24 protein-coding genes are annotated in these 25,906 nt (G+C 70.7%); 11 read left to right on the top strand and 13 right to left on the bottom strand.

What is annotated here, in order from left to right; translation table 11 throughout:
• Nucleotides 1-28: 28 nt before the first annotated feature.
• The 4 genes from ASC77_RS04315 to ASC77_RS04330 are packed head-to-tail and all read right to left on the bottom strand — an operon-like array spanning nucleotide 29 to nucleotide 4,065.
• Nucleotides 29-865 carry an ABC transporter permease gene (locus ASC77_RS04315; RefSeq protein ID WP_056149135.1) on the bottom strand — a complete coding sequence of 279 codons (837 nt, stop codon included), beginning with the start codon at nucleotides 863-865 and terminating at the stop codon, nucleotides 29-31.
• Nucleotides 862-1,722, bottom strand: coding sequence for an ABC transporter permease (locus ASC77_RS04320; RefSeq protein WP_056149137.1), 861 nt, complete (start codon nucleotides 1,720-1,722; stop codon nucleotides 862-864). Before ASC77_RS04320 ends, ASC77_RS04315 begins: the two co-directional genes overlap by 4 nt.
• Nucleotides 1,719-2,885 carry an ABC transporter ATP-binding protein gene (locus tag ASC77_RS04325; protein WP_056149139.1) on the bottom strand — a complete coding sequence of 389 codons (1,167 nt, stop codon included), beginning with the start codon at nucleotides 2,883-2,885 and terminating at the stop codon, nucleotides 1,719-1,721. Before ASC77_RS04325 ends, ASC77_RS04320 begins: the two co-directional genes overlap by 4 nt.
• Nucleotides 2,869-4,065 (bottom strand): spermidine/putrescine ABC transporter substrate-binding protein, encoded by a 1,197-nt coding sequence (locus ASC77_RS04330; protein ID WP_056149141.1) that lies wholly within the window; start codon nucleotides 4,063-4,065, stop codon nucleotides 2,869-2,871. The genes ASC77_RS04325 and ASC77_RS04330 overlap by 17 nt, the downstream gene beginning before the upstream one ends.
• A gap of 219 nt (nucleotides 4,066-4,284) precedes the next feature.
• Here ASC77_RS04330 and ASC77_RS04335 point away from each other — a divergent pair, with 219 nt between their 5' ends.
• The 3 genes from ASC77_RS04335 to ddaH are packed head-to-tail and all read left to right on the top strand — an operon-like array spanning nucleotide 4,285 to nucleotide 6,900.
• Nucleotides 4,285-4,725 carry an Lrp/AsnC family transcriptional regulator gene (locus ASC77_RS04335; protein ID WP_414813160.1) on the top strand — a complete coding sequence of 147 codons (441 nt, stop codon included), beginning with the start codon at nucleotides 4,285-4,287 and terminating at the stop codon, nucleotides 4,723-4,725.
• Nucleotides 4,710-6,116, top strand: coding sequence for an NAD(P)/FAD-dependent oxidoreductase (locus tag ASC77_RS04340; protein WP_082574437.1), 1,407 nt, complete (start codon nucleotides 4,710-4,712; stop codon nucleotides 6,114-6,116). Before ASC77_RS04335 ends, ASC77_RS04340 begins: the two co-directional genes overlap by 16 nt.
• Nucleotides 6,117-6,135: 19 nt before the next feature.
• On the top strand, nucleotides 6,136-6,900 hold the full coding sequence (gene ddaH, locus ASC77_RS04345; protein WP_056149886.1) for a dimethylargininase: 765 nt from the start codon (nucleotides 6,136-6,138) through the stop codon (nucleotides 6,898-6,900).
• Between the two features lie 10 nt (nucleotides 6,901-6,910).
• Here the strand turns inward: ddaH and ASC77_RS04350 are convergent, their stop codons facing one another.
• Nucleotides 6,911-8,341, bottom strand: coding sequence for a M1 family metallopeptidase (locus ASC77_RS04350; RefSeq protein ID WP_082574438.1), 1,431 nt, complete (start codon nucleotides 8,339-8,341; stop codon nucleotides 6,911-6,913).
• Nucleotides 8,342-8,432: 91 nt separating this feature from the next.
• On the opposite strand from ASC77_RS04350, the gene ASC77_RS04355 reads away from it, so the two are divergent.
• The 7 genes from ASC77_RS04355 to ASC77_RS04385 all read left to right on the top strand — a co-directional run bounded on the left by ASC77_RS04355 (nucleotide 8,433) and on the right by ASC77_RS04385 (nucleotide 18,245).
• Complete coding sequence (locus ASC77_RS04355; protein WP_056149146.1) at nucleotides 8,433-9,779, top strand: MBL fold metallo-hydrolase; 1,347 nt, start codon at nucleotides 8,433-8,435, stop codon at nucleotides 9,777-9,779.
• Between the two features lie 113 nt (nucleotides 9,780-9,892).
• Nucleotides 9,893-11,860 carry a hypothetical protein gene (locus ASC77_RS04360; RefSeq protein ID WP_056149148.1) on the top strand — a complete coding sequence of 656 codons (1,968 nt, stop codon included), beginning with the start codon at nucleotides 9,893-9,895 and terminating at the stop codon, nucleotides 11,858-11,860.
• A 22-nt stretch (nucleotides 11,861-11,882) separates the two neighbouring features.
• Nucleotides 11,883-13,055 (top strand): hypothetical protein, encoded by a 1,173-nt coding sequence (locus tag ASC77_RS04365; protein WP_056149151.1) that lies wholly within the window; start codon nucleotides 11,883-11,885, stop codon nucleotides 13,053-13,055.
• A gap of 47 nt (nucleotides 13,056-13,102) precedes the next feature.
• Complete coding sequence (locus ASC77_RS04370; protein ID WP_056149153.1) at nucleotides 13,103-14,353, top strand: YeeE/YedE family protein; 1,251 nt, start codon at nucleotides 13,103-13,105, stop codon at nucleotides 14,351-14,353.
• A 212-nt stretch (nucleotides 14,354-14,565) separates the two neighbouring features.
• Nucleotides 14,566-15,426 (top strand): serine protein kinase RIO, encoded by an 861-nt coding sequence (locus ASC77_RS04375; protein WP_056149155.1) that lies wholly within the window; start codon nucleotides 14,566-14,568, stop codon nucleotides 15,424-15,426.
• A 173-nt stretch (nucleotides 15,427-15,599) separates the two neighbouring features.
• On the top strand, nucleotides 15,600-16,523 hold the full coding sequence (locus ASC77_RS04380) for an LOG family protein (RefSeq protein WP_235547444.1): 924 nt from the start codon (nucleotides 15,600-15,602) through the stop codon (nucleotides 16,521-16,523).
• A 27-nt stretch (nucleotides 16,524-16,550) separates the two neighbouring features.
• Nucleotides 16,551-18,245 carry a TIGR03767 family metallophosphoesterase gene (locus ASC77_RS04385; RefSeq protein WP_056149157.1) on the top strand — a complete coding sequence of 565 codons (1,695 nt, stop codon included), beginning with the start codon at nucleotides 16,551-16,553 and terminating at the stop codon, nucleotides 18,243-18,245.
• Between the two features lie 24 nt (nucleotides 18,246-18,269).
• On the opposite strand, the gene rlmN is transcribed toward ASC77_RS04385, so the two are convergent.
• The 7 genes from rlmN to rpsB form a co-directional block, all read right to left on the bottom strand.
• Nucleotides 18,270-19,394 (bottom strand): 23S rRNA (adenine(2503)-C(2))-methyltransferase RlmN, encoded by a 1,125-nt coding sequence (rlmN, locus tag ASC77_RS04390; RefSeq protein ID WP_056149159.1) that lies wholly within the window; start codon nucleotides 19,392-19,394, stop codon nucleotides 18,270-18,272.
• A gap of 63 nt (nucleotides 19,395-19,457) precedes the next feature.
• Entirely contained in the window at nucleotides 19,458-19,835 is a 378-nt protein-coding gene (locus tag ASC77_RS04395; protein ID WP_200944884.1) for a hypothetical protein, read from the bottom strand.
• Nucleotides 19,836-19,890: 55 nt separating this feature from the next.
• A complete protein-coding gene (locus ASC77_RS04400; protein ID WP_056149161.1) occupies nucleotides 19,891-20,763 on the bottom strand; it encodes a phosphatidate cytidylyltransferase in 873 nt (290 codons plus the stop codon).
• 16 nt (nucleotides 20,764-20,779) lie between these two features.
• Entirely contained in the window at nucleotides 20,780-21,334 is a 555-nt protein-coding gene (gene frr, locus ASC77_RS04405) for a ribosome recycling factor (protein ID WP_200944913.1), read from the bottom strand.
• A 47-nt stretch (nucleotides 21,335-21,381) separates the two neighbouring features.
• Nucleotides 21,382-22,095 (bottom strand): UMP kinase, encoded by a 714-nt coding sequence (gene pyrH / locus ASC77_RS04410; RefSeq protein ID WP_056149163.1) that lies wholly within the window; start codon nucleotides 22,093-22,095, stop codon nucleotides 21,382-21,384.
• Between the two features lie 119 nt (nucleotides 22,096-22,214).
• On the bottom strand, nucleotides 22,215-23,027 hold the full coding sequence (tsf, locus tag ASC77_RS04415) for a translation elongation factor Ts (RefSeq protein WP_056149165.1): 813 nt from the start codon (nucleotides 23,025-23,027) through the stop codon (nucleotides 22,215-22,217).
• Between the two features lie 42 nt (nucleotides 23,028-23,069).
• The gene (rpsB, locus tag ASC77_RS04420) at nucleotides 23,070-24,041 is read right to left on the bottom strand and encodes a 30S ribosomal protein S2 (RefSeq protein ID WP_056149167.1); all 972 of its coding nucleotides are present in this window, start codon (nucleotides 24,039-24,041) and stop codon (nucleotides 23,070-23,072) included.
• A gap of 383 nt (nucleotides 24,042-24,424) precedes the next feature.
• Here rpsB and ASC77_RS04425 point away from each other — a divergent pair, with 383 nt between their 5' ends.
• On the top strand, nucleotides 24,425-25,024 hold the full coding sequence (locus ASC77_RS04425) for a M23 family metallopeptidase (protein WP_082574440.1): 600 nt from the start codon (nucleotides 24,425-24,427) through the stop codon (nucleotides 25,022-25,024).
• On the opposite strand, the gene ASC77_RS04430 is transcribed toward ASC77_RS04425, so the two are convergent.
• Nucleotides 24,972-25,871, bottom strand: a complete 900-nt coding sequence (locus ASC77_RS04430) for a tyrosine recombinase XerC (RefSeq protein WP_056149894.1) — start codon at nucleotides 25,869-25,871, stop codon at nucleotides 24,972-24,974. The two genes, ASC77_RS04425 and ASC77_RS04430, sit on opposite strands and share 53 nt — an antisense overlap.
• Nucleotides 25,872-25,906: the final 35 nt, after the last annotated feature.

Raw genomic sequence — 25,906 nt, forward strand, 5'->3', positions numbered from 1 at the left:
TATGACGTTGTGCGGGAGATTCTCGGCGTCAGGTGAGCTTGGCCGCGCGGCGGCGGCTGGTGACCTCGCCGCCGACCACGATCACGACGGAGATCAGGAACATCACCGTGCCGACGACGTTGACCTGCATCGGCACGCCGCGCTGGGAGACACCCCAGACGTACATGGGGAACGTCGTGGTGTTGCCCGCGTTGAGGTTCGTGACGATGAAGTCGTCGAACGACAGCGAGAAGCTCAGCAGCGCCGCGCCCAGGATGCCCGGGAAGACCAGCGGGAAGGTGATGCGCCAGAAGGTCTGCCGCGGCGTGGCATAGAGGTCCATCGCCGCCTGTTCGAGGTTGTCGTCGAGACCCGCTAGTCGGGCCCGGACGGTGACGACCACGAACGACAGGCAGAACATGATGTGCGCGATCAGGATCGTCCAGAAGCCGAGCTGGCCGCCGACGCCGGCGGCGACGAAGAGCGCCAGCAGCGAGGAGCCCATGACGATCTCGGGCGAGGCCATCGGCAGGAAGATCAGCAGGTTCATCGCCGAGCGACCGGCGAACTGGTGCCGCACGAGGGCGAAGGCCATCAGGGTGCCGAGGATGGTGGACCCCAGGGTGGCCAGGAAGCCGATCCGGATGCTGGTCCAGAGCGAGCCGCACATGCCCTCGGGCTCGCACGGGTTCAGCCAGTTGTGCAGCGTGAACCCGTCGAAGCGGTAGATCAGCCGGCTGCTCGGGTCGTTGAAGCTCATCAGCACGACCACGAAGATCGGCACGAAGGTGTAGATCAGGACGGCGATGCCGAGGATCAGCACGAGGTGCTCGCGGAACCACCGGCCGGCGGCACTGCCCTGCTTGTAGCTGGCGGTCGCGCTCACAGCAGGTCCTCCGTCCCTGCGCGGCGTACGTAGAACAGGACCATGCCCACGATCAGCACCATCAGGATGACCGAGAGCGCAGCCGCCGCCGGGTAGTCGTTGGCGTCGGTGAAGAGGCTCTGGATCACGCTGCCGATCATCCGCTGGTTGGGGCTGCCGAGGAGCTGGGCGTTGATGTAGTCGCCCACCGCCGGGATGAAGGTCAGCAGCGTCCCGGACACAACGCCCGGGAGCGACAGGGGCCAGGTGACCTTGAAGAACCCGACGAACGGGTTCGCGTACAGGTCGCTGGACGCCTCGATCAGGCGTCCGTCGATCTTGTCGATGCTGGCGTAGAGCGGCAGCACCATGAAGGGCAGGAAGTTGTAGGTCAGGCCGGCGATCACCGCGACCGGCGTCGCGAGCAGCCGGCCGTCACTGCCGAGGATGTGCACGAACTGGAGGGTGTTGACGATGAACCCGTCGTCGGCGAGCAGCAGCTTCCACGACAGCGTCCGCACCAGGAAGCTGGTGAAGAACGGCGCGATCACCAGGACCAGCATCAGGTTCTTCCAGCGCCCGGCCTTGAAGGCGATCGCGTAGGCGAGCACGTAGCCCAGCAGCAGGCAGAAGAGCGTCGCGAGGGCGCCGTACGCGAGGGACCGGACCAGCGGCTGCCAGTAGGACTGCAGCGCGTCCCAGTAGTTGGCCCAGTGGTAGGTCATCTCGTAGCCGTTGAGGTCCGACCCGCTGGGGTCGAACAGGCTGGTCGCGACCAGGGAGTAGAGCGGTACGACGAAGAAGAGGGCGAGCCACAGCACGCCGGGGATCAGCAGGAAGTACCCGGTGGAGCCGCGCTTGCGGACCGTCTCGCTCATTCGGCGTCGGCCTTCTGCGCGCCGGCCGAGGCGTCCTGGCTGAAGTCGAGGAGGAACGCGTACTCAGGTCGCCAGGACAGCTCGACCTGCTCGCCGGTGGCGAACATCCGCCGCCGTCCCGTGTTCTGCTCGAACACGCCCAGCTCCTGGCCCCACGGCATCCGGACGAGGTACTGCGTGCTCACCCCGACGAAGCTGACGTCGGTGACGACACCGCCGGGGATGGTGTTGCCGGGAGCGTCGAGCGCCTCGCCGGGCTCGCCGATCAGGACCTTCTCGGGCCGGATCCCGACCCAGCCCTTGTCGCCGTCGGCGTGACACCGCTCCGTCGGGATCGAGACCCCGATGCCGTGCATGTCGACGGTGACGACGTCGGCGGCGCGGCTCTGGATGGTGCCCTCGATCAGGTTCGACTGGCCCAGGAAGTTGGCGACGAAGGTCGACTGCGGGTTCTCGTAGAGGTCCGCCGGAGCGCCCATCTGCTCGATGACCCCGGCGTTCATGACGGCGACCGTGTCGGCCATCGTCATGGCCTCCTCCTGGTCGTGCGTGACGTGCACGAAGGTGAGCCCGACCTCGGTCTGGATCCGCTTGATCTCCAGCTGCATCGAGCGCCGCAGCTTGAGGTCCAGGGCGCCGAGGGGCTCGTCGAGCAGCAGCACCTCGGGCTTGTTGATCAGCGCCCGCGCGAGCGCTACCCGCTGCTGCTGACCGCCGGAGAGCTGGGCCGGCTTCTTGCGGGCCTGCGAGTCGAGCTCGACCAGGTCGAGCATCTCGCGCACCGCGGTGTCGACGTCCTTGCGCTTGCGGCGCCGGAGCCCGAAGGCGACGTTCTCGAAGATGTCGAGGTGCGGGAAGAGCGCGTAGCTCTGGAAGACCGTGTTGACCGGCCGCTGGTACGGCTTCGCGTAGGTGATGTCCTGCCCGGCCAGGGTGATCGACCCCGAGGTCGGCGTCTCGAGGCCGGCCACCATCCGCAGCGTCGTCGTCTTGCCGCAGCCGGACGGGCCCAGCAGCGCGATGAACGATCCTCGGGGTACGTCGAGGTCGAGGCTCGAGACGGCGTGGAACGACCCGAACGACTTGGTCACCTGCCGCAGCCGCAGCCCGTCGTACCCCTCGGAGTCCGTCGCCGTCGGCTCCTGCTCAACCACCTGTGACATCGTCGAACTCTCCTTGGTAGGCGGTGATCTGCTTCTCGCTCAGCGGCATGAAGTCGAAGGTGACGGCAAGCGTCTCGTCGTCGGGGAAGATCAGGACGTTGTCGACGAGGCTCGGGTCGACCTTCTCCATCGCTTCCTTGGCCCCGTTCACGGGGCAGATGTAGTTGACCCAGGCGGCGAGCTTGGCCGCGTTCTCCGGGTCGTAGTAGTAGTCGATCCACTTCTCGGCGTTGGCCTGGTGCTCGGCCAGGTTCGGCACGAGCATGTTGTCGCTCCAGAGCGACAGCCCCTCCTCCGGCGCGATGAACTTGATGTCCGGGTTGTCGAACTGGGCCTGGATCACGTCGCCGGACCATGCCTCGCACGCGACGATGTTGCCGGCCGCCAGGTCCTGGATGTACTCGTTGCCGGTGAAGGCCCGGACCTGCCCCGAGGCGACCACCTCGCGCAGCCGGTCGATGGCGTTGGCCCAGTCGTCGTCGGTGAAGTCGCTGGGGTTGGCGCCGACCACCTTGAGCATGAACCCCATGGTGTCGCGCATCTCGCTCAGCAGGCTGATCTTGCCGTTGAGCTCGGGGCGGGTGAGCAGCTCCTCGAAGCTCTTCACCTCGCCGGTCTTCGCCGCGTTGTAGGCGATCCCGGTCAGGCCGCTCTGCCACGGCGCGTGGAAGGTCAGGTCGGGATCCCACTGCCGGCCCTGGAGGGGCTTGATCAGGTTGGCGTGCAGGTTCGGGACGCTGCCCTTGTCGAGAGGCTGGATCCAGCCGAGCGAGATCATCCGCGCGGCCATCCAGTCGGTCAGCACGATCATGTCGCGGTTGATCGTCTGGCAGGACCCGAGCTGGTTCTTCACCTTGGCGTAGAACTCGTTGTTGTCGTTGACGTCGTCGGTGTAGTCGACGGAGATGCCGGTCTGGTCCTCGAAGACCCGCAGGGTCGAGGTCGGCTTCTTGATCGGGTCGATGTACGCCGGCCAGTTCGAGATGATCAGCTTCTTCTGGGACGCCGACACGTCGGTCGCCCGGCAGTCGGCCGGGTTGACCTTGCGAGGGTCGACCCCGAAGAACGGCAGGTTGAGCGCCGCGAGGCTGACGCCCGCGAACGCGACACCACCGCCGGCCTTGAGCAACCCGCGACGAGACAGTCCGCCCCGCCCACCTCCGGTGGGTCCCTGCACCATGCGGACTCCCTTCGAAACCTGCTCGACGCCTCGGATCGTGCCACGCTGAGGGCCTGCCGACAAGCGATCCCGTCGATACGAAACATCCTCGCAACGAAATCGCTTGTCAGGCCCGGCGACGAGCATTTCCGTGCGACACCCGTCGAGACCTTTGACCGGAGCCGTCCGCTGCGGAACCATCCCCCCATGAGCAGGAACCCTGGCCGGACGACGCAGCCGTTGGACGACGTCTCGAAGGCGATCATCGAGCAGCTCCAGCAGGACGGCCGGCGCTCGTACGCCGCCATCGGCAAGGTCGTCGGTCTCTCGGAGGCCGCGGTCCGCCAGCGCGTGCAGCGGCTGATCGAGTCCGGCGTCATGCAGGTGGTCGCGGTGACCGACCCGCTCGAGCTCGGCTTCGCGCGCCAGGCGATGGTCGGGGTCCGCGTGTCCGGACCACTGGAGCCGGTCGCCGACCGTCTCGCCGAGCTCGACGAGGTGGACTACGTCGTGGTCACCGCGGGCTCCTTCGACCTGCTGGTGGAGGTCGTCTGCGAGACCGACGAGCACCTGCTCGAGCTGATCTCGGAGCGGATCCGCACCGTCGAGGGCGTGGTCGCGACCGAGACGTTCATGTACCTCAGCCTGCGCAAGCAGACCTACTCGTGGGGTGTGCGCTGAGCCCCATCGGGGCCAGGGACCCGCACTACGAGCGGCTCTCGCTCTGGCACGACACCGTCGAGACGGACTGGACGCCGAGGTCGCCGCTCGACGGTGACGTCGAGGCCGACGTCGCCATCGTCGGAGCGGGCTTCACCGGGCTCTGGACCGCCCACTACCTCGCGGAGGCCGACCCCGGGCTGCGCATCGTCGTGCTCGAGGCCGAGACCGCCGGCTTCGGCGCGTCGGGACGCAACGGCGGCTGGTGCTCGGCGCTCTTCCCCGCCTCCCTGCCCACCCTCGCCGGGTACGCCGGCCGCACGGCCGCCCTCGCCCAGCACCGCGCCATGCGCGAGACCGTCGACGAGGTCGTGCGCGCCGCAGCTGCCGAGAGCATCGAGGCCGACGTCGCCCAGGGCGGCACGATCGCGCTCGCCCGCAGCCGCGCGCAGTGGTCGCGCGCGAAGGCCGAGGTGCGCGAGGCGCGCACCTGGGACCGCGGCGAGGACGACGTCCGCCTGCTCGGGCGCAGCGAGGCCACCGCGATCCTGCGAGGCAGCCACACCCGCGGCGCGACGTACACGCCCGACTGCGCGGTCGTGCACCCCGCGCGCCTGGTGCGCGGTCTCGCGACCGCGGTCGAGCGCCGCGGCGTGACGATCCACGAGCAGACCCGGGTCACTGCGATCGAGCCCCGGCTGGCGCGCACCGAGCAGGGAGTGGTCCGCGCCCGCACGGTGCTGCGCGCGACCGAGGGCTACACCGCGTCGCTGGCCGGTGAGCGGCGCACGCTGGTGCCGGTCTACTCGCTGATCATCGCGACCGAGCCGCTGCCGCCCGAGGTCTGGGCCGAGATCGGCCTGGCCCGGCGCGAGACGTTCACCGACCACCGGCACCTCATCATCTACGGGCAGCGCACCGCCGACGACCGACTGGTCTTCGGCGGCCGGGGCGCGCCGTACCACCTCGGCTCGCGGATCAAGCCGGAGTACGACCGCGACGAGAAGGTCTTCGCGCGGCTCTACGCGACGCTGGTCGACCTCTTCCCGGTGCTCGCCGGCACCCGCGTCACCCACGCGTGGGGCGGCGCCCTCGGCATCCCGCGCGACTGGTGCGCCTCCGTGGGCCTGGACCAGGAGACCGGGCTCGGCTGGGCCGGTGGGTACGTCGGCGACGGGGTGAGCACGACCAACCTGGCCGGACGCACCCTGCGCGACCTCGTCCTGGGTCGCGACACCGAGCTCACCCGGCTCCCGTGGGTCGGCCACCGCTCCCCCGGCTGGGAGCGCGAGCCCCTGCGCTGGCTGGGGATCAACGCCGGCCTGCGCGCGATGACCCTCGCCGACGCCGAGGAGTCGCTCACCCGGATGCCGAGCCTGGTGGCGCGCGCGGTCGCACCCCTGCTCGGCTAGGTCTGCTGGAATGGTCCGCATGACCACCCGCGCACTCGTCCGCCGGCCCGGCCCCCGTCTGGTCGACGGCCTCCTCACGCACCTCGAGCGGACCCCCGTCGACCTCGACCTGGCCCTGCGCCAGTGGGAGGAGTACGTCGCAGCGCTGCGGGCCGAGGGCTGGGAGACGATCGAGGTGCCGGCAGCCGACGACTGCCCGGACGCCGTCTTCGTCGAGGACACCGTCGTGGTGCTCGACGACCTCGCCGTCATCAGCCGCCCGGGTGCCGACGAGCGCAAGCCCGAGACCGCCGCCACCGAGACGGCCCTGCGGTCACTCGGCTACCGGATCGCGCACATCGAGTCACCGGGGACGCTCGACGGTGGCGACGTGCTCAAGCACGGACGCACCGTCTGGGTGGGGCTCGGCGGACGCACCAACGCCGAGGGCGCGGACCAGCTCGCGACCCACCTGGCCCCGCTCGGCGCGCGGGTGCTCGGCGTACCGGTGGCGAAGGTGCTGCACCTCAAGTCGGCGGTCACGGCGCTGCCCGACGGCACGGTCGTGGGCTTCGCACCCCTCGTCGACGACCCGGCCACGTGGGACACCTTCCTCCCGGTGCCCGAGGAGGGCGGCTCGCACGTGGTCGTCCTCGACAACACGAGCGTGCTGATGTCGACCAGTGCGCCACTGACCCGCGCGCTCTTCGAGGAGCGTGGCCTGCGCGTGGTCGCGGTCGACATCTCCGAGTTCGAGAAGCTCGAGGGCTGCGTGACCTGCCTGTCGGTGCGACTGCGGAGCTAGCCCGGCTCGTTCAGCCCAGGCCGTTCTCGGCCGTGTCGGCCGGCTTGCTCTCGGAGTGCAGCCAGGCGTCGAAGAACCCGTCGAGGTCCTGGCCGCTGACCTCCTCGGCGAGCGCCTGGAACTCCGCGGTCGAGCCGTTGCCGCCGCGGTGGTCGGCGACCCAGCGCCGGAGCAGCTGCCAGAAGGCGTCCTCGCCGATCCGGTTGCGCAGCGCCTGGAACGTCATGCCGCCGCGCTCGTAGACGAAGGTCGCGAAGATCCGGTCGACGCACCTGGTCCCGGTCGGGCACGGGTCGGCGACCTCGCCCTGCCAGAACGCGTCGTCGGCGTCCGTCATGGCATACATCCGGCGCATCCGCTGGTCGGCCGTCGACATCGCGTGGACCTCGGACCAGCGCCACTCCATGAAGGTCGCCGCGCCCTCGTTGAGCCAGATGTCGCTCCAGTGGTGGACCGCCACGGAGTCGCCGAACCACTGGTGGGACAGCTCGTGGACCACGGTCGACTGGTCGAGGCTCGCCGGTGAGTACGTCGGGCGGGTCTGGTTCTCGAGCGCGAAGCCCGGCTCGAGGCTGGTGGCGAGGCCGCCGACCACCGAGAACGGGTAGGTGCCCAGCTGCGACGAGAGCCAGTGGGTGATCGCGGGAGTCTGCCGCATCAGCCGCATCGCACCGGGCTGGGCGACGGTCGGCAGCGCCTTCGACACGGCGACCAGCCACGGCAGGCCGTGGTCGACGCCGCGGGCGACGCGGAACTGCCCGGCGGCGAAGAACGCCAGGTACGGCACCATCGGCTCGTCCGCACGCCAGGTGCTCGTCACCAGGCCGCCGTGGGTGCGGCGGTGGACCTGACGGCCGTTGGAGATGACGGAGTAGCGCTTCGGCACGGTGATGCCGACCGTGATCCGGGCCTTGTCGAGCGGGTGGTCGTTGGCGGGGAACCACCAGGGCGCCATGTGCGGCTGGTTCATCGCCACGACCTCGTCCGGGCCGGCCAGCCAGTTGCTCTCCCCCGCGTAGGAGTACTGGCCCGGCCGGCCGTCGTAGCGGACCTGCACGACGACGGTCTCGCCCTCGTCCAGGCCGTGCCGGACGACCAGCTCGTGCCGGGTCTGCGAGTAGCGCACCGGCCGTCCGTCGACGCGCACCGAGCTCACGGGGAGCAGGAAGTCCAGGTCGAACCTCGAGATCGCGGCGGTGCCGCGCAGCCGGATCTCGGTCCAACCGGAGAGGCGGCCGTGACGGAAGCCGTAGCGGTCGTGGACGTCGTACGACAGCACGTCGATGCCGCCGTTGCCGTCGAGCGGGAAGTAGGAGTCGCCGATGCCCGCGGCGCCCGGGGGACGTGCGTCGGCGCCCACCGTGCGACCCGCCGCCCCGAGGGTCAGCGCCAGGGCGACACCGACGACGACAGCGGCCAGGGAACGACGGGAGCGGAGCACCCGGGCAAGGTACCCGACCGCGCTTCCGGCACTCGCACCGTCGTTTGTGTTATAACTCTATTGATTCACTGTACTTAAGACGGAGGCGCGCATGCAGGTCCGCACGTTGGAGGTCCCGGAGCTGGGCAACCACACCCACCTCGTCCACGACGGCCGGCACGCCCTGGTCGTCGACCCACCGCGCGACATCGCTCCGATCGAGGCCGCCGCCGAGCAGGCCGGCGTCGAGATCGCCGCGGTCGCCGACACCCACGTCCACAACGACTACGTGTCCGGCGCCCTGGCCCTCGCCCGCCGCCACGGCGCGGACTACCTGCTCTCCGCTGACGAGCCGGTGCAGTTCGAGCGGCTCGGCGTCCGCGACGGCGACGTCGTCCCCGTCGGCCGGCTGGAGGTGACCGTCGTCGCGACGCCCGGCCACACCCGCCACCACCAGTCCTTCGTCGTCCGGGACGTCTCCCCGACCCCGCCCGCCTCCCCAGCAGCAGTCTTCAGCGGCGGCAGCCTCCTGCACGGCACCGTCGGTCGCACCGACCTCGTCGACCCCCGACTGAGCCACGAGCTGGCCCGGGCGCAGTGGTCGAGCGCGCGCACGCTGGCGCGCCTGGACCCTGCGACCCGCCTCCTCCCCACCCACGGCTTCGGCAGCTTCTGCGCCGGTGGCGCGCCGACGGAGACCGACGGGACGCTCGGCGCTGAGCTGCGGCTCAACCCGGCCCTGCTCCTCGACCGCGACCGGTTCGTCGAGGAGCTGGTCGCCGGGTTCGGGCCGGCCCCGGCCCACTACGACCACATGGCCCCGCTCAACCGCAGCGGCGCCGGTCGCGCCCGCCCACGGCCCGGGCGTCCGGTCACCCGCGACGAGGTGACCGACGCGATCCTCGCCGGTCAGTGGGTCATCGACCTCCGCAAGCGCGCGTCCTTCGCCCGGGGTCACCTGCCCGGCTCCGTGAGCGTGGAGTACTCCCACCAGTTCGCGACGTACGTCGGCTGGCTCGTCCCGTGGGAGGAGGACTTCGTGCTCCTCTACGACTCCCCCGCGGACGTCGGCTCGGCGCTGCACGACCTGGCGTCGATCGGCATCGACGGCCCCGGCATCCACGACCTCGAGGCCGCGTCGACCCTGCGGTCGACCTTCCGGCGTACCGACTGGACCGGCTTCCGCGAGCACACCGGACCGCTGGTCGTCGTCGACGTGCGCGAGCGCGACGAGTACGACGCCGGCCACCTGCCGGGTGCCGTGCACCTGCCGGTCCACGAGGTCGACCGCCGCGGCGACGAGCTCCCGGCCGGCGAGCTCTGGGTGCACTGCCGCTCGGGCTACCGCGCGGGCATCGCCGCGAGCCTGCTGCACCGGCGCGGCCGCAGCGTCGTACACGTCGACGACTCCTGGGACCGGCTCGAGGAGCTGGCGATCGCGACGACCGTCGCCGCCTGAGCGTCCACGATGCGAGAGGTGGTGATGCGGACGTAACTTTTCTCTAGTTAGTCGATTGTCTTAGACAACATGCGGGTTCATGGGAAACCCGCTTCTCGGGAAGGTTCACATCTGTGTCCACTCCATCCACCGCGCCCACCCGTGGCCGCCGGCTCCGCCGGTCCGCCCTGGGCGCCGCGCTGGTCGCGCTCGGTCTCAGCTCCCTCCAGACCGCACCCGTCCAGGCTGACGATCCCGGCCAGCCGGTCGACATCGCCACCCCGGCCATCCAGGCGCTGAACGCCCTCGTGCAGGGCCTCTTCAACAGCGACATCGTCGGCCAGACCTCGAAGGTGCTGGGCGGCGACGGCGAGACGTACTGGCTCACCAACCACCTGCGCTCCGACCTGGTGCCGACGACGGCCCTCCAGGACCTGGGCCTCGGCGAAGCCATCCCGAACCTCGGCCTCGGCGGCGGCAGCGCCGGCGGCGGGGTGCCCGACGACGGCAAGCGGCACGAGTACCTCGTGGTCTGGGCCGGCGACAACAACGTGCTCGACCGGACCGGCAAGCAGCTGACCAACCTGCCCGACGTCGTCACGCCGGACCTGCTCGGCAAGGGCGACCAGATCGGTCCCGACTTCTTCGCCGTCGTGGACGCCACCAAGGGCTCCGCGTCGTACGGCAAGGTCGTCAACACCGTGACGGTCGGCCCGCTCGTCGAGAACGAGCCGCACCACATGCAGTACATCTGGCACAAGGGCAACAACATCTTCGCCGGCGGGCTGTTCACGGACGTCACCTACGTCCTGGACACCAGCAAGCTGCCCGCCCTGGAGCTCAAGCACGTCAACCTCCCCACGGACACGCTCTGCGGGTCGGTGCCCGACGCCTACTGGGTGACCAAGGACGGCTCGGCGTACGGCACCTACATGGGCGGTCCCGACGTGCCCGGACCGTGCACCTACTCCGACGGCACCACCCGGATCGGCAACGGCTTCGCCGGCTCCCCCGGTGAGCTCGTCCGGCTCGACGAGAACGGCAAGACCGTCTACGAGGCCCCGGCGACCCCGGAGACCGCGGAGACCGAGCAGCGCTGCGACAACATCCCGCAGCTGGCCGCCGCCACCTGCGCCAACCCGCACGGCATCCAGGCACGCGAGGACCTCGACACCCTGGTGACCAGCGACTACAACGAGCCGCGCAACATCATCCTCAACCCGGTGCAGGCGCCCTCGTCGTACCTGCGCCGGCCGACGGTGCGCACCTGGGACATCTCCGACCAGGACCACCCGAAGCTGAAGGCGGTGTCCTTCCTGCCGGACGGCCCGCGCGTCGGCAAGGTGGCGCACCAGGAGGAGCCGCGGGCGGCGATGGAGACCACGGTCACCAACCTGCCTAGCCACAAGGGCGCGTTCGCCGAGACGATGCAGGGCGGCGCGATCTACTACGCCCCCGACATCACGGCCGCCAAGCCCCAGTGGCGTGAGGTCTTCGACCTCACCACGTCCAACAAGCAGGCCGACCCGAGCCGCAACCCGTACGGCGGCGGCTCCAACGGCGGGTGGCTGCAGACCAGCCTGGACGACAAGTACCTCTACCACGCGGTCGCCGGGCGCCAGCCCAGCGGCACCGACCTGGGGTCCCCGTCGTACATCCTCAAGCTGGACATCCAGGACCTGCTCGCCGCAGGCACCGACACCACCTGCAACATCGACACGATCGAGGAGACCGTCAACGGGGGCGCGGAGAGCGACTGCCCGGCGGTGACCGACATCCTGCCGGCGCCCGGCGGCCCGCACTGGGGCGCGCTGGACAACCTGGCGGTCGGCGACGACGGGTACTTCCACGAGACCAAGGACGTGAAGCGGATCGCGTACTCCAACTACTTCGTGGCGCGTACCGGTCTCAACGGTGACCACCGGGTCTGCCTCGTCGACGTCGGGAGCGACCAGAAGCTCACGACCGACACGTCGTTCAAGGACGAGACGACCGGCGACACCTGCATCGACTTCGACCGCGAGACCTGGCCGCACGGCGACTGGGGTCCGGCGAAGCCGCACTCGATGCTCTTCGTCACGGCCGATGACGACATCAAGTAAGGCACGCACGAACGCTCTGCGCGTGGGGGCCGCCGTCGTTGTCGGCGGCCTCCTCGTGGGGGTCTCTGCTTACGCAGCAGGGCTCGGCGCGGCCGACCAGCACCGGACCGGCAACCAGCTGGTCCGGGACTGGTCGGCCCGCACCGACGGTCAGCAGGTGCTCGGCGGCAGCCGCACACCCGGCGTCCCCAGCGTGCAGCGGCTGCGCCACGACGACGTGACCTTCACGGTCACGGTCGCCCCTGCCCGACCCGGGCCCAACCTGGTCCGGGTCGACAGCACGCACCAGCACGGCCGCACCGGACCACCGGTGCTCGTCGGGACCGGCGAGGACGACCTCGTCCGGGCCCGGCCACGGCCGGGCACCGACGGCCTCTGGGCGGTCGTGGACCTCCCGGAGGGCAGCGGCACGGTGCTGGTCACCCACGGGCCCACGCACCGGCTGCCGTTCATCGTCGAGACGGGGACGGACCCCGTCGACACGGCGGACTGGGTCGGTGCCGACGGTCCCGAGTGCGTCGCCGTGGCCACGGCGGCCGTGCTCGCCGCGGGTCCGGCGCCGACCGGCTGCCCCGCGGCCGGCCTGACCGCCCGGGACGCGGACTCCTTGCGCGGCGTGGTGAGCACCCTCGTCGACCGCGGCGTCGAGGAGATCGCCGTGGAGCACGACGAGTCGGCGCGCAGCATCGCGGCGTACGACCTGGTGCGGGGGCTGGCCGGCGAGTCCGGGGTCCCGGTCGTCCGCCCGGACGACGCCCCGGGCGACCGCAACGCGCTGGTCGTCCTCGGCGGGTGGGAGACAGCGGCCCACGACCTCACCGCGGTCTCGTCACGTCCGCTGCGCCAGCAGCCGATCCGCTCGGACGGCACCTGGCTCGCGCCGTGGCTGCTCAGCCCCGGCGTCGTGGACTCGACGGCCGGCGCGATGCTCGCGCTCGACTTCGACATCCGCGACCAGGGTGCGCAGGAGTTCAGCCAGACGCTCGGGACGTACTTCCCCGGGCAGCTCCCCACGGGCCCGGCGTACCTCGCCTGGCGCTCCGTCCGCGGCGACGCTCCTCGTCCGCTGGGCCTGTACGCCGCCTCCCGCGCGGCCTACATGCCTGCGAGCAGCGGGCACGCCGGCCACGAGACGGTCGTCTCCTGGTTCCCCGGCGGCACGGTCACCCCCGTCGGCTCGCTCGGCGCGAGCTGACTCTCGACAGCACTCTCGGCAGCACCTCTCTCGGAAGGCGCAACACCATGTCCACCACTGATCGATCCACCCACCGCTCCACCCGGGTCGCGCCCGTCGCGACCACCGAACCACCCCCGCAAGCCCGCGTCGTCGTCATCGGGCTGGTCGCCGCCCTGGTCCTCGGCGGCGTCGTCTACAGCAGCTCCGGCCAGGTGCCGGCGATCCTGTTCGCCCTCGGCCTCGGCCTCGGGTTCGTCCTGTTCCACAGCCGCTTCGGCTTCACCTCCGCGTGGCGGCAGCTCGTCGCGGTCCGGCAGGGCAAGGCCCTCCGCGCGCACATGCTGATGCTCGCGGTCGCGTGCACGCTCTTCGCGCCGATCCTCGCCAACGGCATCGGCTTCAAGGACGTGCCGGCGCTGCCGACCCTCGCGCCGATCGGCTTCGGTCTCTTCGTCGGCTCGTTCATGTTCGGCGTCGGCATGCAGCTCGGCGGCTCCTGCGCGTCAGGCACCCTGTTCGCGATCGGCAGCGGTCACACCGCGATCCTGCTGACGCTCGGCGGCTTCATCGGCGGCGCCACCCTCGGCGCCTACCAGTTCCCCTGGTGGATGGACCTCCCGAGCCACGAGCCGGTCTCGCTGACCCAGTGGTTCGGCGGGTACGCCGGCGCGTGGGCGGCGTCCCTCGCCCTGATGGCGCTGGTCGTGGGCGCGACGTACCTGCTCGCGCGCAACCGGTCCGTCCCGGACGTCGAGCCGACCCCGATCGCCGAGGGCGCGGCCCGGATCGTGCGCGGCTCCTGGCCGCTGTGGGTCGGCGCGCTGCTCCTCGCCGCCCTGAACGCCGCGACCCTGTGGGTCTCCGGCGGCGCGTGGGGCGTGACGTTCGCGTTCGCCCTGTGGGGCTCGAAGCTCCTCGACCTCGTCGGCGTGGACGTGCTGTCGTGGGGCTTCTGGCAGGACCCGGCCAACCTGTCGAAGTACGACGCCGGCATCCTCGCCGAGAAGACCTCGGTGATGGACTTCGGCATCATCATCGGCGCGCTGATCGCGTCCGCGGCGGCCGGCGCCTTCGTGCTGCACCGCCGGGTCCCGCTGCGGCTCGCGGTCGGCGCGGTCATCGGCGGCCTGCTGATGGGGTACGGCGCGCGGATCGCCTTCGGCTGCAACATCGGCGCCTACTTCGGCGGCATCGCGTCCTTCAGCCTGCACGGCTGGCTGTGGGGCGTGATGGCGATCGTCGGCACCTACGTCGGGCTCGCGTTCCGACCGCTGCTCGGGCTCACCAACCCGAAGCCGTCGGACTCCGTCTGCTAGCGCGGCCCCACCCAGAACGACGCCCCGCCCGGCGCACCCCCGGGCGGGGCGTCCTGCATTTAATCGGTTGCCCGCGTTCGCGGGCATGCCCCACAGTGGGCCCGAGCGTCCGGAGCGACCGGTGCCCGACCGAGAGGAGCGTGACATGTCCATGACTGTCGCTGGCCTGTCCGCAGACCACTCTTCCTCTCTCTCCTGGAGCACCCACACCGATGACGCACGACACCCCTTCCGAGATCTCTGACCTCGACCCCACCTTCGTCTTCGACTTCGAGACGTACGACGACCTCGGCGACGGCCAGCGCTGGTCCACCTGGCTCGACGTCGAGCCCCTGTGCCGCGGCCCGCAGCCCCGCCCCGACTGGGTGGTGACCTCGCAGGCCGCCGTCGACACCGAGCTCGGCATCCTCAAGACCGGCAAGGAGGCCGACGCGTTCCTGGTGGAGCGCGCCGTCCCCGGCAGCGACGCCCCGGGCGAGTCCGTCGTCATGGTCGCCAAGCGCTACCGCAGCAACGAGCACCGCACCTTCCACCGCGCCGCGTCCTACACCGAGGGCCGCAGCGTCAAGCGCTCCCGCGACGAGCGCGCCCTCAAGCGCAAGAGCACCTGGGGCAAGATCGTCGCCAGCAGCGAGTGGGCGATCTCCGAGTGGGACGCGCTCAAGCGCTGCTGGGCGCTCGGGCTGCCGGTGCCCTACCCCGTGCAGATCGACGGCGTCGAGCTGCTGATGGAGTGGATCACCGACGACGAGGGCGAGAGCGCACCGCGGCTCGCCCAGACCCGGCCCGAGCCGGCGCTGCTGGCGTCGTACTTCGACCAGCTCCGCGAGGCTCTCGTGACGCTGGTCGGCAACGGCCTGGTCCACGGCGACCTCTCGGCCTACAACATCCTGGCCGCGGGCGAGCGTCTGGTGATCATCGACCTGCCGCAGGTCGTCGACCTCGCCGGCAACGCCGCCGGTCTCGACTTCCTCCTGCGCGACTGCACGAACGTGTGCACGTGGTTCCGCTCCCGGGGCCTCGAGGTCGACGGCGACGAGCTGTTCGCGGAGCTGCTGGCGTACGCGTTCTAGTGTCCTGAGTCGGAAGTTCATGCGCACTGGGCGTGCTCAGGGTGTGTGCATCGCAAGGCGTCGGAGCGACGCCATACCCGTCCGTCCAGCGAGCGACGGCAACGAAGTGAGGTGCGTGCCATGTGTGCGCGAAGCGCACACGAACTTTTGACTCAGGACACTAGTGTCGGGCCGTGCAGAGACCGGGAGTCGTCCGAGGTGAGCCCGTCGAGGCCGTCACCCAGCTGGAGCTGTGGATGGCCGACGAGCCGGACGTCCCGGTCGACACGGCCCGCTCCACGCTGTACACCCCCGTGGAGCTCTACGGGCACGGCCCGTACGCCGACTCGCTCGACGGGTCGGCGTACGCCTGGTCACGCCGGCCGCGCACCCGCGCCGCGACGTTGGCCCGCGCGCTCCACGACCACGCGATCGACCTCGCGCTCGAGTCCTGGACCTCCGGGCGGCACCTGGTCGGCGTGATGGGCGGGCACCGGCTCGAGCGGGGCGAGGCGGCGTACGCCGACGCCGCACGGCTCGGCGCCGCGCTCGGCACCGACCACGTCGTCGCCACCGGCGGCGGCCCCGGCGCGATGGAGGCCGCGAACCTCGGCGCGCGGTTCGCCGACCGTCCCGACGACCTCGACGCGGCGCTCGCCGAGCTGGCCGGCGCGCCGTCGTACGACCCGTCGATCGACGCGTGGGTCCGGAGCGCCTTCGACGTGATCGACCGGTTCGGTGCGGACGAGGAGTCGCTGGGCATCCCGACCTGGCACTACGGCCACGAGCCGCCGAACGTGTTCGCGACCGCGATCGCGAAGTACTTCCGCAACTCGACCCGCGAGGCGACCCTGCTGCAGGTCTGCGACGCCGGGATCGTCTTCCTCCCCGGCCTCGGCGGCACCGTCCAGGAGATCTTCCAGGACGCCTGCGAGAACTACTACGCGACCGAGGAGGCCGTGGCCCCCATGGTGCTGGTCGGGGCGGCGTACTGGACCGACGAGCTGCCGGCCTGGCCACTCCTGCGCACCCTCGCCCGCGGCCGCCCGATGGAGGGACACGTCCATCTCGTCGACTCTCTCCCAGACGCGGTAAACCTGCTTGTTTCGGGGACGTGAACGGCCAGCGAAGCCTAGATTGACGCGGTGCAGATCTCACGCCGTGACCTCATCCGAACCTCCGCTGCCGCCGGCGCGGTCATCGCCTCCGGGGGCCTCGGTCTCGCCGACGCTGCCGTCGCAGGGAGCCCTGCGGTCCGGGCCGCGCGAGCGCGCACGACCGTGCTCGGCGCCACGACCCGCAAGCTCACCCTCGCCAAAGGCGGCGCCGGCGCCGGCGGCTACCGGCCGGTCGTCGCCCGCGCAGGCGAGAAGACGATCGTGCGCACCGGGTTGGGCGCCGAGCCGAAGAGCGGTCGGGCGAAGCGGCGACGGGCACTGGTCGCCTTCGGCCAGATGAGCGACATCCACATCTGCGACACCGAGTCACCGAACCGGCTCGAGAACGCCGAGGCCTTCAGCAGCTCGGCGTACCGCCCCAACGAGATGCTCGGTCTGCACGTCGCCGAGGCGATGGTGCAGCAGATCAACAAGGTCGGCCGGGGACCGGTGACCAAGCGCAAGCTCGACCTGGTGCTGCAGACCGGCGACAACGCGGACAACGCCCAGCGCAACGAGGTCCGGTGGAACATCGACCTGCTCGACGGCGGGACCGTGCGGCAGGCCTCCGGCGACCTCACGAAGTACGAGGGGGTCATGGACTCCAGCGACCCGAACTACTACGTGAGCGACTACTACCACCCGGACGGCACCGCGACCGGGAAGACGGACGACAACTACCGCAAGACCTACGGGTTCAAGGTGGTCCCGGGTCTCCTCGACGCCGCCGGCCAGGAGTTCCAGGCCACCGGCCTCAACGTCCCGTGGTACTCCGCCCTGGGCAACCACGACCACCTCGTGCAGGGCAACGAGGCCCCGGACTCGACCAGCCAGTCCAAGGCGACCGGTACGTCGAAGCTGTTCAAGCCCGGCCAGCTCCCGCGCACCGTCACCGCCGACCCGGACCGCCGGCAGCTCGGGACCGCTGAGATCGTCGAGGAGCACTTCAACCTCGTGGCGGGAGCGGTCGGCCCGGTCGGACACGGCTTCACCGAGGAGAACCGCGCGAAGGGCACCGGCTACTACACCTTCGACCAGGGCAAGTACCTGCGCTTCGTCGTGCTGGACACCGTCAACCAGAACGGCGACGACGAGGGCTCCCTGAGCCCGACCCAGCTGGCCTGGCTGCGCGGCGTCCTCGCGAGGTCGCGCAAGCGGCTCGTGATCGTCGCGAGCCATCACACGTCGTGGACGATGGACAGCACGCTGACGGGGTCCATCGACCCCGGTCGCCGAGTGCTGGGCGGCGAGGTCGTCAAGGAGCTGTTGCGCCATCGCAACGTCATCGCCTGGGTGAACGGGCACACGCACAGCAACAACATCCTCCCGCACCCGCTGAAGAAGAAGGCGAAGAAGAAGGGCGCTCGGCCCCGCGTCGTCGGAGGCTTCTGGGAGATCAACACGGCCTCGCACATCGACTGGCCCCAGCAGGCCCGTCTCATCGAGGTCACCAACAACCGCGACGGGACGCTGTCGCTCTTCACGACGATGCTCGACCACGCCGCCCCGACGTCGTACGCCAACCTCGACAGCCCCCTCGAGCTGGCTGCGGTGGCCCGTGAGCTGGCCGCCAACGACCCCCAGGAGCGCGAGAACAAGCGCGGCGGCGTGCGGACCGCCCGCAACACCGAGCTGCTGATCCCCGCGCCGAAGTTCCTGCGCCCGAAGAAGAAGAAGAAGTAACAGACCGCCTGGCGCGGCCGGGTCTCAGGACTCGGTCGCGGCCAGCTGTCCGCAGGCGCCGTCGATCTCGCGGCCGCGGGTGTCGCGAACCGTGGTCGGGATGCCCTTCGCCTCGAGGCGGCGCACGAACTCGCGCTCGTCGGCCGGGTCGGACGCGGTCCACTTCGAGCCGGGCGTGGGGTTGAGCGGGATCAGGTTGACGTGCACCCAGCCCCAGTCGCCGCGTGCCTGGAGCACGTCGCCGAGCAGGTCGGCTCGCCAGGCCTGGTCGTTGATGCCGCGCATCATCGCGTACTCGATCGAGACGCGGCGCTTGGTGACCTTCGCGTAGTTCCAGGCGGCGTCCACGGTCTCGTCGACCGAGAAGCGGGTGTTGATCGGGACCAGCTCGTTGCGCAGCTCGTCGTCGGGGGCGTGCAGGCTGAGCGCCAGCGTGACGGGGATGCCCTCGTCGGCGAGCTGGAGCATCCGCGGCACCAGGCCGACGGTCGACACCGTGATGCCCCGGGCACTCATGCCCAGACCGTCGGGGGTGGGGTCGGTGAGCCGGCGCACGGTGCCCATCACGGCCTTGTAGTTGGCGAGCGGCTCGCCCATGCCCATGAAGACCACGTTGGACACCCGGCCGGGGCCACCGGGCACCTCGCCGCGAGCGAGCGCGCGGGCACCGGCGACCACCTGCTCCACGATCTCGGCGGTCGACATGTTGCGCTGCAGCCCGCCCTGGCCCGTGGCGCAGAAGGGGCAGGCCATGCCGCAGCCGGCCTGGCTGGACACGCACATGGTGGCGCGGTCCGGGTAGCGCATCAGCACCGACTCGACGAGGGCACCGTCGAAGAGCTTCCACAGCGTCTTGCGCGTCGTGCCCCGGTCCGCCTCCATGGTGCGCAGCGGCGTCATCAGGTCGGGGAGCAGTCCCGCGACCAGCTCGTCGCGCTGGGCGGCGGGGAGGTCGGTCATCTCGGCCGGGTCGTCGACCAGACGGCCGAAGTAGTGCGTCGAGAGCTGCTTGGCGCGGAAGCCCGGCAGCCCGAGCTCCTCGAGGCGCGCCTTCCGCTCGTCGGGGGTCAGGTCGGCCAGGTGCGGCGGCGGCTTCTTGCGACCGCGCGGCTCGTCGAAGACCAGGGGAAGGGGGGTGCGCTCGGACATCGCGTCGATTCTCCCACCCGTCGAGGGTCCGGGGCGATTCGTCGCCCCGTCGCCCGGGCTTGCTCAGGCGTCCCGGGCGATCATGTACCAGAGGACCAGGGCCGCCACGCCGCCGACGACCAGCGCGGTCGCCACCACCCCGATCAGCATGTAGAGGCCGAACCGCCGGGTGCGCGGCGCGATGACCAGTCCGATCGGCACGGCCAGCGTGACGATCACGAACGGGAACAGGTCCTCCGCCGTGTCGTCGTCGACCAGCACGTGCAGCAGCCCGATGAACAGGCCCGGCACGAGCACGACGAAGGCCAGGCCGGTGAAGAACCCGGTGAGCGACGCGAACGTCGGGTGGTCGCGGTGCCACCAGTTCGGCTGCCGCTCCGGGGTCGGCTCGCTGACGGGTTCACCCGACCCGGTGGGCTCGACATCCTGCTCCGCGCTCATCGGTTCGATGCTAAGCGCCGTTCCTGGTGCGGGGGACGGCGCCATGCCGTACGGATCAGGTGAAGACGGCGTAGTGGAGCAGCAGCCAGATGGGGGCGACCGTGGCGAGCAGGGAGTCGAGCCGGTCCATGAGACCACCGTGGCCGGGGATCACCTGGCTCATGTCCTTGATGCCGAGGTCACGCTTGATGACCGACTCGCACAGGTCGCCGAGCGTCGCCATCACGACGGCGATCAGGCCGAGGGCGATCCCGACCCACCAGTCGCCGTCGAGCAGGTAGACGACCAGCGCCCACCCGGCCACGAGGCAGAAGACGACCGAGCCGGCGAAGCCCTCCCAGGACTTCTTCGGCGAGATCACCGGCGCCATCGGGTGCTTGCCGAACAGCACTCCGGCGACGTACCCGCCGGTGTCGGAGGCGACGGTGATGGCGATGAACGTGATGATGCCCTGCACGCCCGGGTCGTGGATCCCGTGCGCGTTCACTCCCCCGCCCTCGGCGAGCAGCAGCGCCACGAACGAGCCGAGGAACGGCACGTAGATCAGGCTGAACACCGACGCCGTGGCGTTCTGGACGTAGCCGTCGACGCCGCGTCGCAGCAGCCAGAGCATCGTCATGAGGGCGGCGACCGCGGTCGCCGTGACCAGGGCGGGTGCGCCCCAGAAGTACGCGACGACGACCATCACGACGCCGCCGAGCATCAGCGGCTGCTCGGGCAGGTCGATGCCCTTCGCGCCGAACCCCCGGTGCAGCTCCCAGACCGCGACCACGACGGCGATCGCGACGATCACCATGAACGCCGTCTTCCAGAAGAGCAGCGACAGCAGGATCGCGCCGACCAGGACGAGGGCAGACGTGATCGCGGCGGGCAGGTCTCGACCTGCCCGGCCGTGGTCGGTCTTCGCCGGGGTGGGGGCGTCGCTCATGTGGGTGTCGATCCGCTCAGACCTCGAGCAGCTCGGCCTCCTTGTTCTTGAGCATCTCGTCGATCACGTCGGTGTGCTTCTTGGTGATGCTGTCGAGCCGCTTCTCGGCGCCGGTGACGTCGTCCTTGCCGACCTCGCCGTCCTTCTCGAGCTTCTCCAGGCCCTGCTTGGCCGTACGCCGCAGGTTGCGCACCGCGACCCGGCCGTCCTCGGCCTTGGCCCGCGCGACCTTGATGTACTCCTTGCGGCGCTCCTCGGTCAGCTCCGGGAAGTTGCAGCGCAGCACCTTGCCGTCGTTGGACGGGTTCACGCCGAGGTCGGAGTCGCGGATGGCCCGCTCGATGTTGCCCATCGCACCCACGTCGTAGGGCTGGATCAGGATGATCCGCGCCTCCGGGGCGGTGAACGACGCGAGCTGCTGGAGCGGGGTCGGCGAGCCGTAGTAGTCGACGACGATCTTGCTGAACATGCTCGGCTGCGCCCGACCGGCCCGGATCGCCGAGAACTCCTCGCGGGTCGCGTCGACCGACTTGTCCATCTTGCCGTCGGCCTCGTTGAGGATGCCGTTGATCGTCACCGCTGCTCCTTCGTTGTCCCTGTGCTGCCAGGCGTCACCCGTCAGCCTGCGCTGACGAGCGTGCCGATCTTCTCACCCTGGACCACGCGCAGGATGTTGCCCTCCGGCTCCATCCCGAACACGACCATCGGCAGCTTGTTCTCGCCGCAGAGGGCGAACGCCGTCTGGTCCATGATCCGCAGGCCGCGGGCCATCGCCTCGGCGTACGTCAGCTCGTCGAACTTGGTGGCCGTCGGGTCGACGTGCGGGTCGGCGGTGTAGACGCCGTCGACGCCGCTCTTGGCGACGAGCACGACGTCGCACTTGCTCTCCAGGGCGCGCTGGACGGCGACGGTGTCGGTGGAGAAGAAGGGCATGCCCATGCCGGCACCGAAGATGACGACGCGGCCCTTCTCCATGTGCCGGATCGCCCGGCGCGGGATGTAGGGCTCGGCGACCTGGCCCATCGTGATGGCGGTCTGCACGCGGGTCTCGACGCCCATCTTCTCCAGGAAGTCCTGGAGCGCCAGGCAGTTCATCACGATGCCGAGCATGCCCATGTAGTCGGCACGGACCCGGTCCATGCCGCGCTGCTGGAGCTCGGCGCCGCGGAAGAAGTTGCCGCCGCCGGTCACGACCGCGATCTGGACGCCCGCCTCGGCCACGGCCGCGATCTCCTGGGCGACCTTCTGGACGACGTCGGGGTCCACGCCCACCTTGCCGCCGCCGAAGACCTCGCCGGACAGCTTGAGCAGGACTCGCTTGTAACCGGTCACGGGCGGCTCCTTCGGAGATCGGTACGACTGTGCTGGGCGTGCGAGAAGGCCGGTCCGATGAGCAGTGCTGCTGTCATCGAACCGGCCTCCTCGACTTGGTCTGCTGTGAACCTATCCGCTTACGCGCCGACCTCGAAGCGGACGAACCGCTTGAGGGTGGTGCCGGCCTCGTCCATGACGGCCTTGACGGTCTTCTTGTTCTCGGTGACCGACGGCTGCTCGAGCAGGACGACGTCCTTGAAGAAGCCGTTGAGACGACCCTCGGTGATCTTGGCGATCGCCTGCTCGGGCTTGCCCTCCTCGCGGGAGGTCTTCTCGGCGATGTCGCGCTCGTGCGCGACGACGTCCGCGGGGACCTCGTCGCGGGTGAGGTACTGCGGACGCATCGCGGCGATCTGCATCGCGGCGGCACGGGCAGCGTCGGCGTCACCGTCGTAGGCGACGAGCACGCCGACCGCCGGCGGGAGGTCGGCCGCACGCTTGTGCATGTAGGCCACGACCGCACCGTCGAAGTAGACGTACTGACCGAGCTCGATCTTCTCGCCGATCGAGACCGCGAGGCCGTCGACGACGTCGCCGACGGTCTGGTCACCGAGCGAGACCGCCCGGAGCGCCTCGACGTCGGCCGGCTTGGCCTCCGACGCGGCGTCCGCGATCCGCTGGGCGGCGGCGACGAAGTCCTCGCCCTTGGCCACGAAGTCGGTCTCGCACTTGAGCTCGACGAGCACGCCGGGGGCGTGCGCGACGAGACCGGCGGAGGCCTCGCGCTCGGCGGCGCGGTTGGCCGCCTTGGCGGCGCCCTTGACGCGCAGGATCTCGACGGCCTGGTCGAAGTCGCCGTCCGACTCGTCGAGCGCCTTCTTGCAGTCCATCATGCCGGCGCCGGTGAGCTCGCGGAGCTTCTTGACGTCGGCAGCGGAGAAGTTAGCCATGATCCTTCTTCCTCGAAGTATCCGAAGTGTGGTGGGTGGTGCTCAGGCCTGGGCGTCGGTCGTCTCGGCGGCGGCCTCGGCGGGCGCCTCCTCGACGGCCTCGGTGGCCTCGGTGGCCTCGACAGCCTCGACGGCCTCGGTCGCCTCAGCGGCCTCGGACGCGGCACCGGTCGCCTCGGCGGCCGGGGTCTCCTCCGTGGCGGCGTCGCCACCGGTCGCCTCGACGGCGGCAGCCTCGGCCTCGCCACCCAGGAGCTCCCGCTCCCACTCGGCGAGCGGCTCCTCGGCACCCACGGCCTCGGTGCCCTCGGACGCCTTCGCGCCGGAGCGGGCGATGAGGCCCTCGGCGACGGCGTCGGCGACCACGCGGGTCAGCAGGCCGACGGCGCGGATCGCGTCGTCGTTGCCCGGGATCGGGTAGTCGACGAGGTCGGGGTCGCAGTTGGAGTCCAGGATGCCGATGATCGGGATGCGCAGCTTGCGCGCCTCCTCGACGGCGAGGTGCTCCTTGTTGGTGTCGACGATCCAGACGGCGGACGGCGTACGGCTCATCTCGCGGATACCGCCGAGGGACTTGTTCAGCTTGTCCCGCTCGCGGCGCATCTGGAGCAGCTCCTTCTTCGTGCGGCTGCTGCCGGCCACGTCGTCGAAGTCGATCTCGTCGAGCTCCTTGAGGCGGTTGATCCGCTGGTGCACCGTCTGGAAGTTGGTGAGCATGCCACCGAGCCAACGCTGGTTGACGTAGGGCATGCCGACGCGGGTCGCCTGCTCGGCGATCGCCTCCTGGGCCTGCTTCTTCGTGCCGACGAACATCACGGTGCCGCCCTTGGCGACGACGTCCTTGATGAAGGCGTAGGAGCGGTCGATGTAGGCCAGCGACTGCTGCAGGTCGATGATGTAGATGCCGTTGCGCTCGGTCATGATGAAGCGCTTCATCTTGGGGTTCCAGCGACGGGTCTGGTGCCCGAAGTGGACGCCGCTCTCGAGAAGCTGGCGCATGGTGACGACTGCCATGTGAATCTCCTGTTGTGCGAGCCCGCGCCCGTTGGCGTCGGTCCTTGAACCAGGGCCGACCGGGGCGTGCTCTGTCGTTGTTTGCAGTTCGTGCCGCCGACGGGTGCCGGTGGCCCTGACGCCTGCACGCGACCCGACCTCCCGATCGCTCGGGTGGACCGTGGGACGCGCCCGCGGGTGATCGGGTCCTCGGAGTGCCAGGGCCCGTCGCGGTCTGCGGACGTGCGAAGTCAACCCTCACGGGTTGCTCCGAGAACAGTACCCGTCGGGCGCCCCCGGGGGAAATTGCCAGGAGCCGTCCACAGGCCCGCCCCGGACGCCTGTTTCCCCAGGTCATCCGCCGCGCGGTGCGCACCGTCCCACCCACTCGGCACGCTCGGTCCATGACACCACGACCCGTGCTCGTCGCCCTCCTCCTGCTCGCCCTGCTGCTGCCCCTGCCGGCCGCCTCCGCCGACCCGGACCCGGTCGGAGTCTGGCCGCTGGTCCCGGAGCCCGAGGTGGTCCGAGGCTTCGATCCGCCGGAGGACCCGTGGGGCGCCGGGCACCGCGGCGTGGACCTGCTCGGCACCCCCGGGCAGCTGGTCCGCTCGGCGCTGCCGGGGCGGGTGGCCTGGGTCGGCGTCCTCGCGGGGCGCGGCGTGGTGGTGGTCGACCACGGCGCCACGCGGACGACGTACGAGCCGGTCGACGCCGGCGTCACGATCGGCGCGGAGGTGCGTGCCGGCCAGACGATCGGGAGGCTCGACCCGGTTGGCTCGCACTGCCTCCCCCGCGCCTGCCTCCACTGGGGCTGGCTGGAGGGCGAGACCTACCTCGACCCGCTCCGGCTGGTCGGCGCCGGGCCGGTGCGCCTGCTGCCGTTGTGGCGAGATCTCCCGGTCACCACCGCGGCGGCCCGGTCGCCGTACGTCGGCTGGCAGCCTCCGCTCAGGCTCTGGGGTGTGCCTGTTGGTAGGCCCGTCGCAGGCGGTCCGTGGTGACGTGGGTGTAGAGCTGGGTCGTGGCCAGGGACGCGTGGCCGAGGAGCTCCTGCACCGAGCGCAGGTCGGCGCCGCCCTCGAGCAGGTGGGTGGCGGCCGTGTGCCGCAGACCGTGCGGGCCGATGTCCGGGGCCCCGGGGACGTCCGCGATCCGGCGGTGGACCATCGTCCGCACCGCGCGCTGGTCGATCCGCCTGCCGCGGGCGCCGAGGAAGAGCGCCGGTCCTGAGCCCTGGATGGCGAGCTGTGGTCGGCCGTGCCGCACCCAGAAGTCGACCGCCCGGGCCGCCGGGCGCCCGAACGGCACCGACCGCTCCTTGCGGCCCTTGCCGAAGACCCGGATCACGTTGCGCTCCCGGTCGACGTCGTCGACGTCGAGACCGACCAGCTCGCCGACCCGGATCCCGGTGGCGTAGAGCAGCTCGAGCATCGCGATGTCGCGCAGTCCCGTGGGGCTGCCGTCGTCGGCGTGCTCGGTCGCCGCGCGGATCAGGTCGGCGGCCTCGTCGGCACGCAGCACCGGCGGCAGCGACTTGTGGGCCTTCGGGGAGCCGAGGCTGGCGCCGACGTCGGTCGGGATCCGGCCGGTGCGGGTGAGCCAGGCGGTGAAGACCCGCGCCGCGGTCGCCCGACGGGCGATCGTGGTCCGGGAGCGTCCCATCGTCTGCTGCTTGGCCAGCCAGCTGCGCAGCGTGCGTAGGTCGAGCTGGGTGACGTCGGTGTCGCCGAGCCGGGAGGCGTGGTCGAGCAGGCCGGCGACGTCGGCGAGGTAGGCACGCACCGTGTGCGGCGTGAGGTCGCGCTCGACCGCGAGGTGGCGCTCGTACGCCGCCAGCACGCCCGCCATGGCCTCCGGCAGTGCGTCGTCGGCCTCGACCGCGT

The sequence above is a fragment of the Nocardioides sp. Root1257 genome (assembly GCF_001425175.1).
In the GTDB taxonomy this organism is placed as follows: domain Bacteria; phylum Actinomycetota; class Actinomycetes; order Propionibacteriales; family Nocardioidaceae; genus Nocardioides.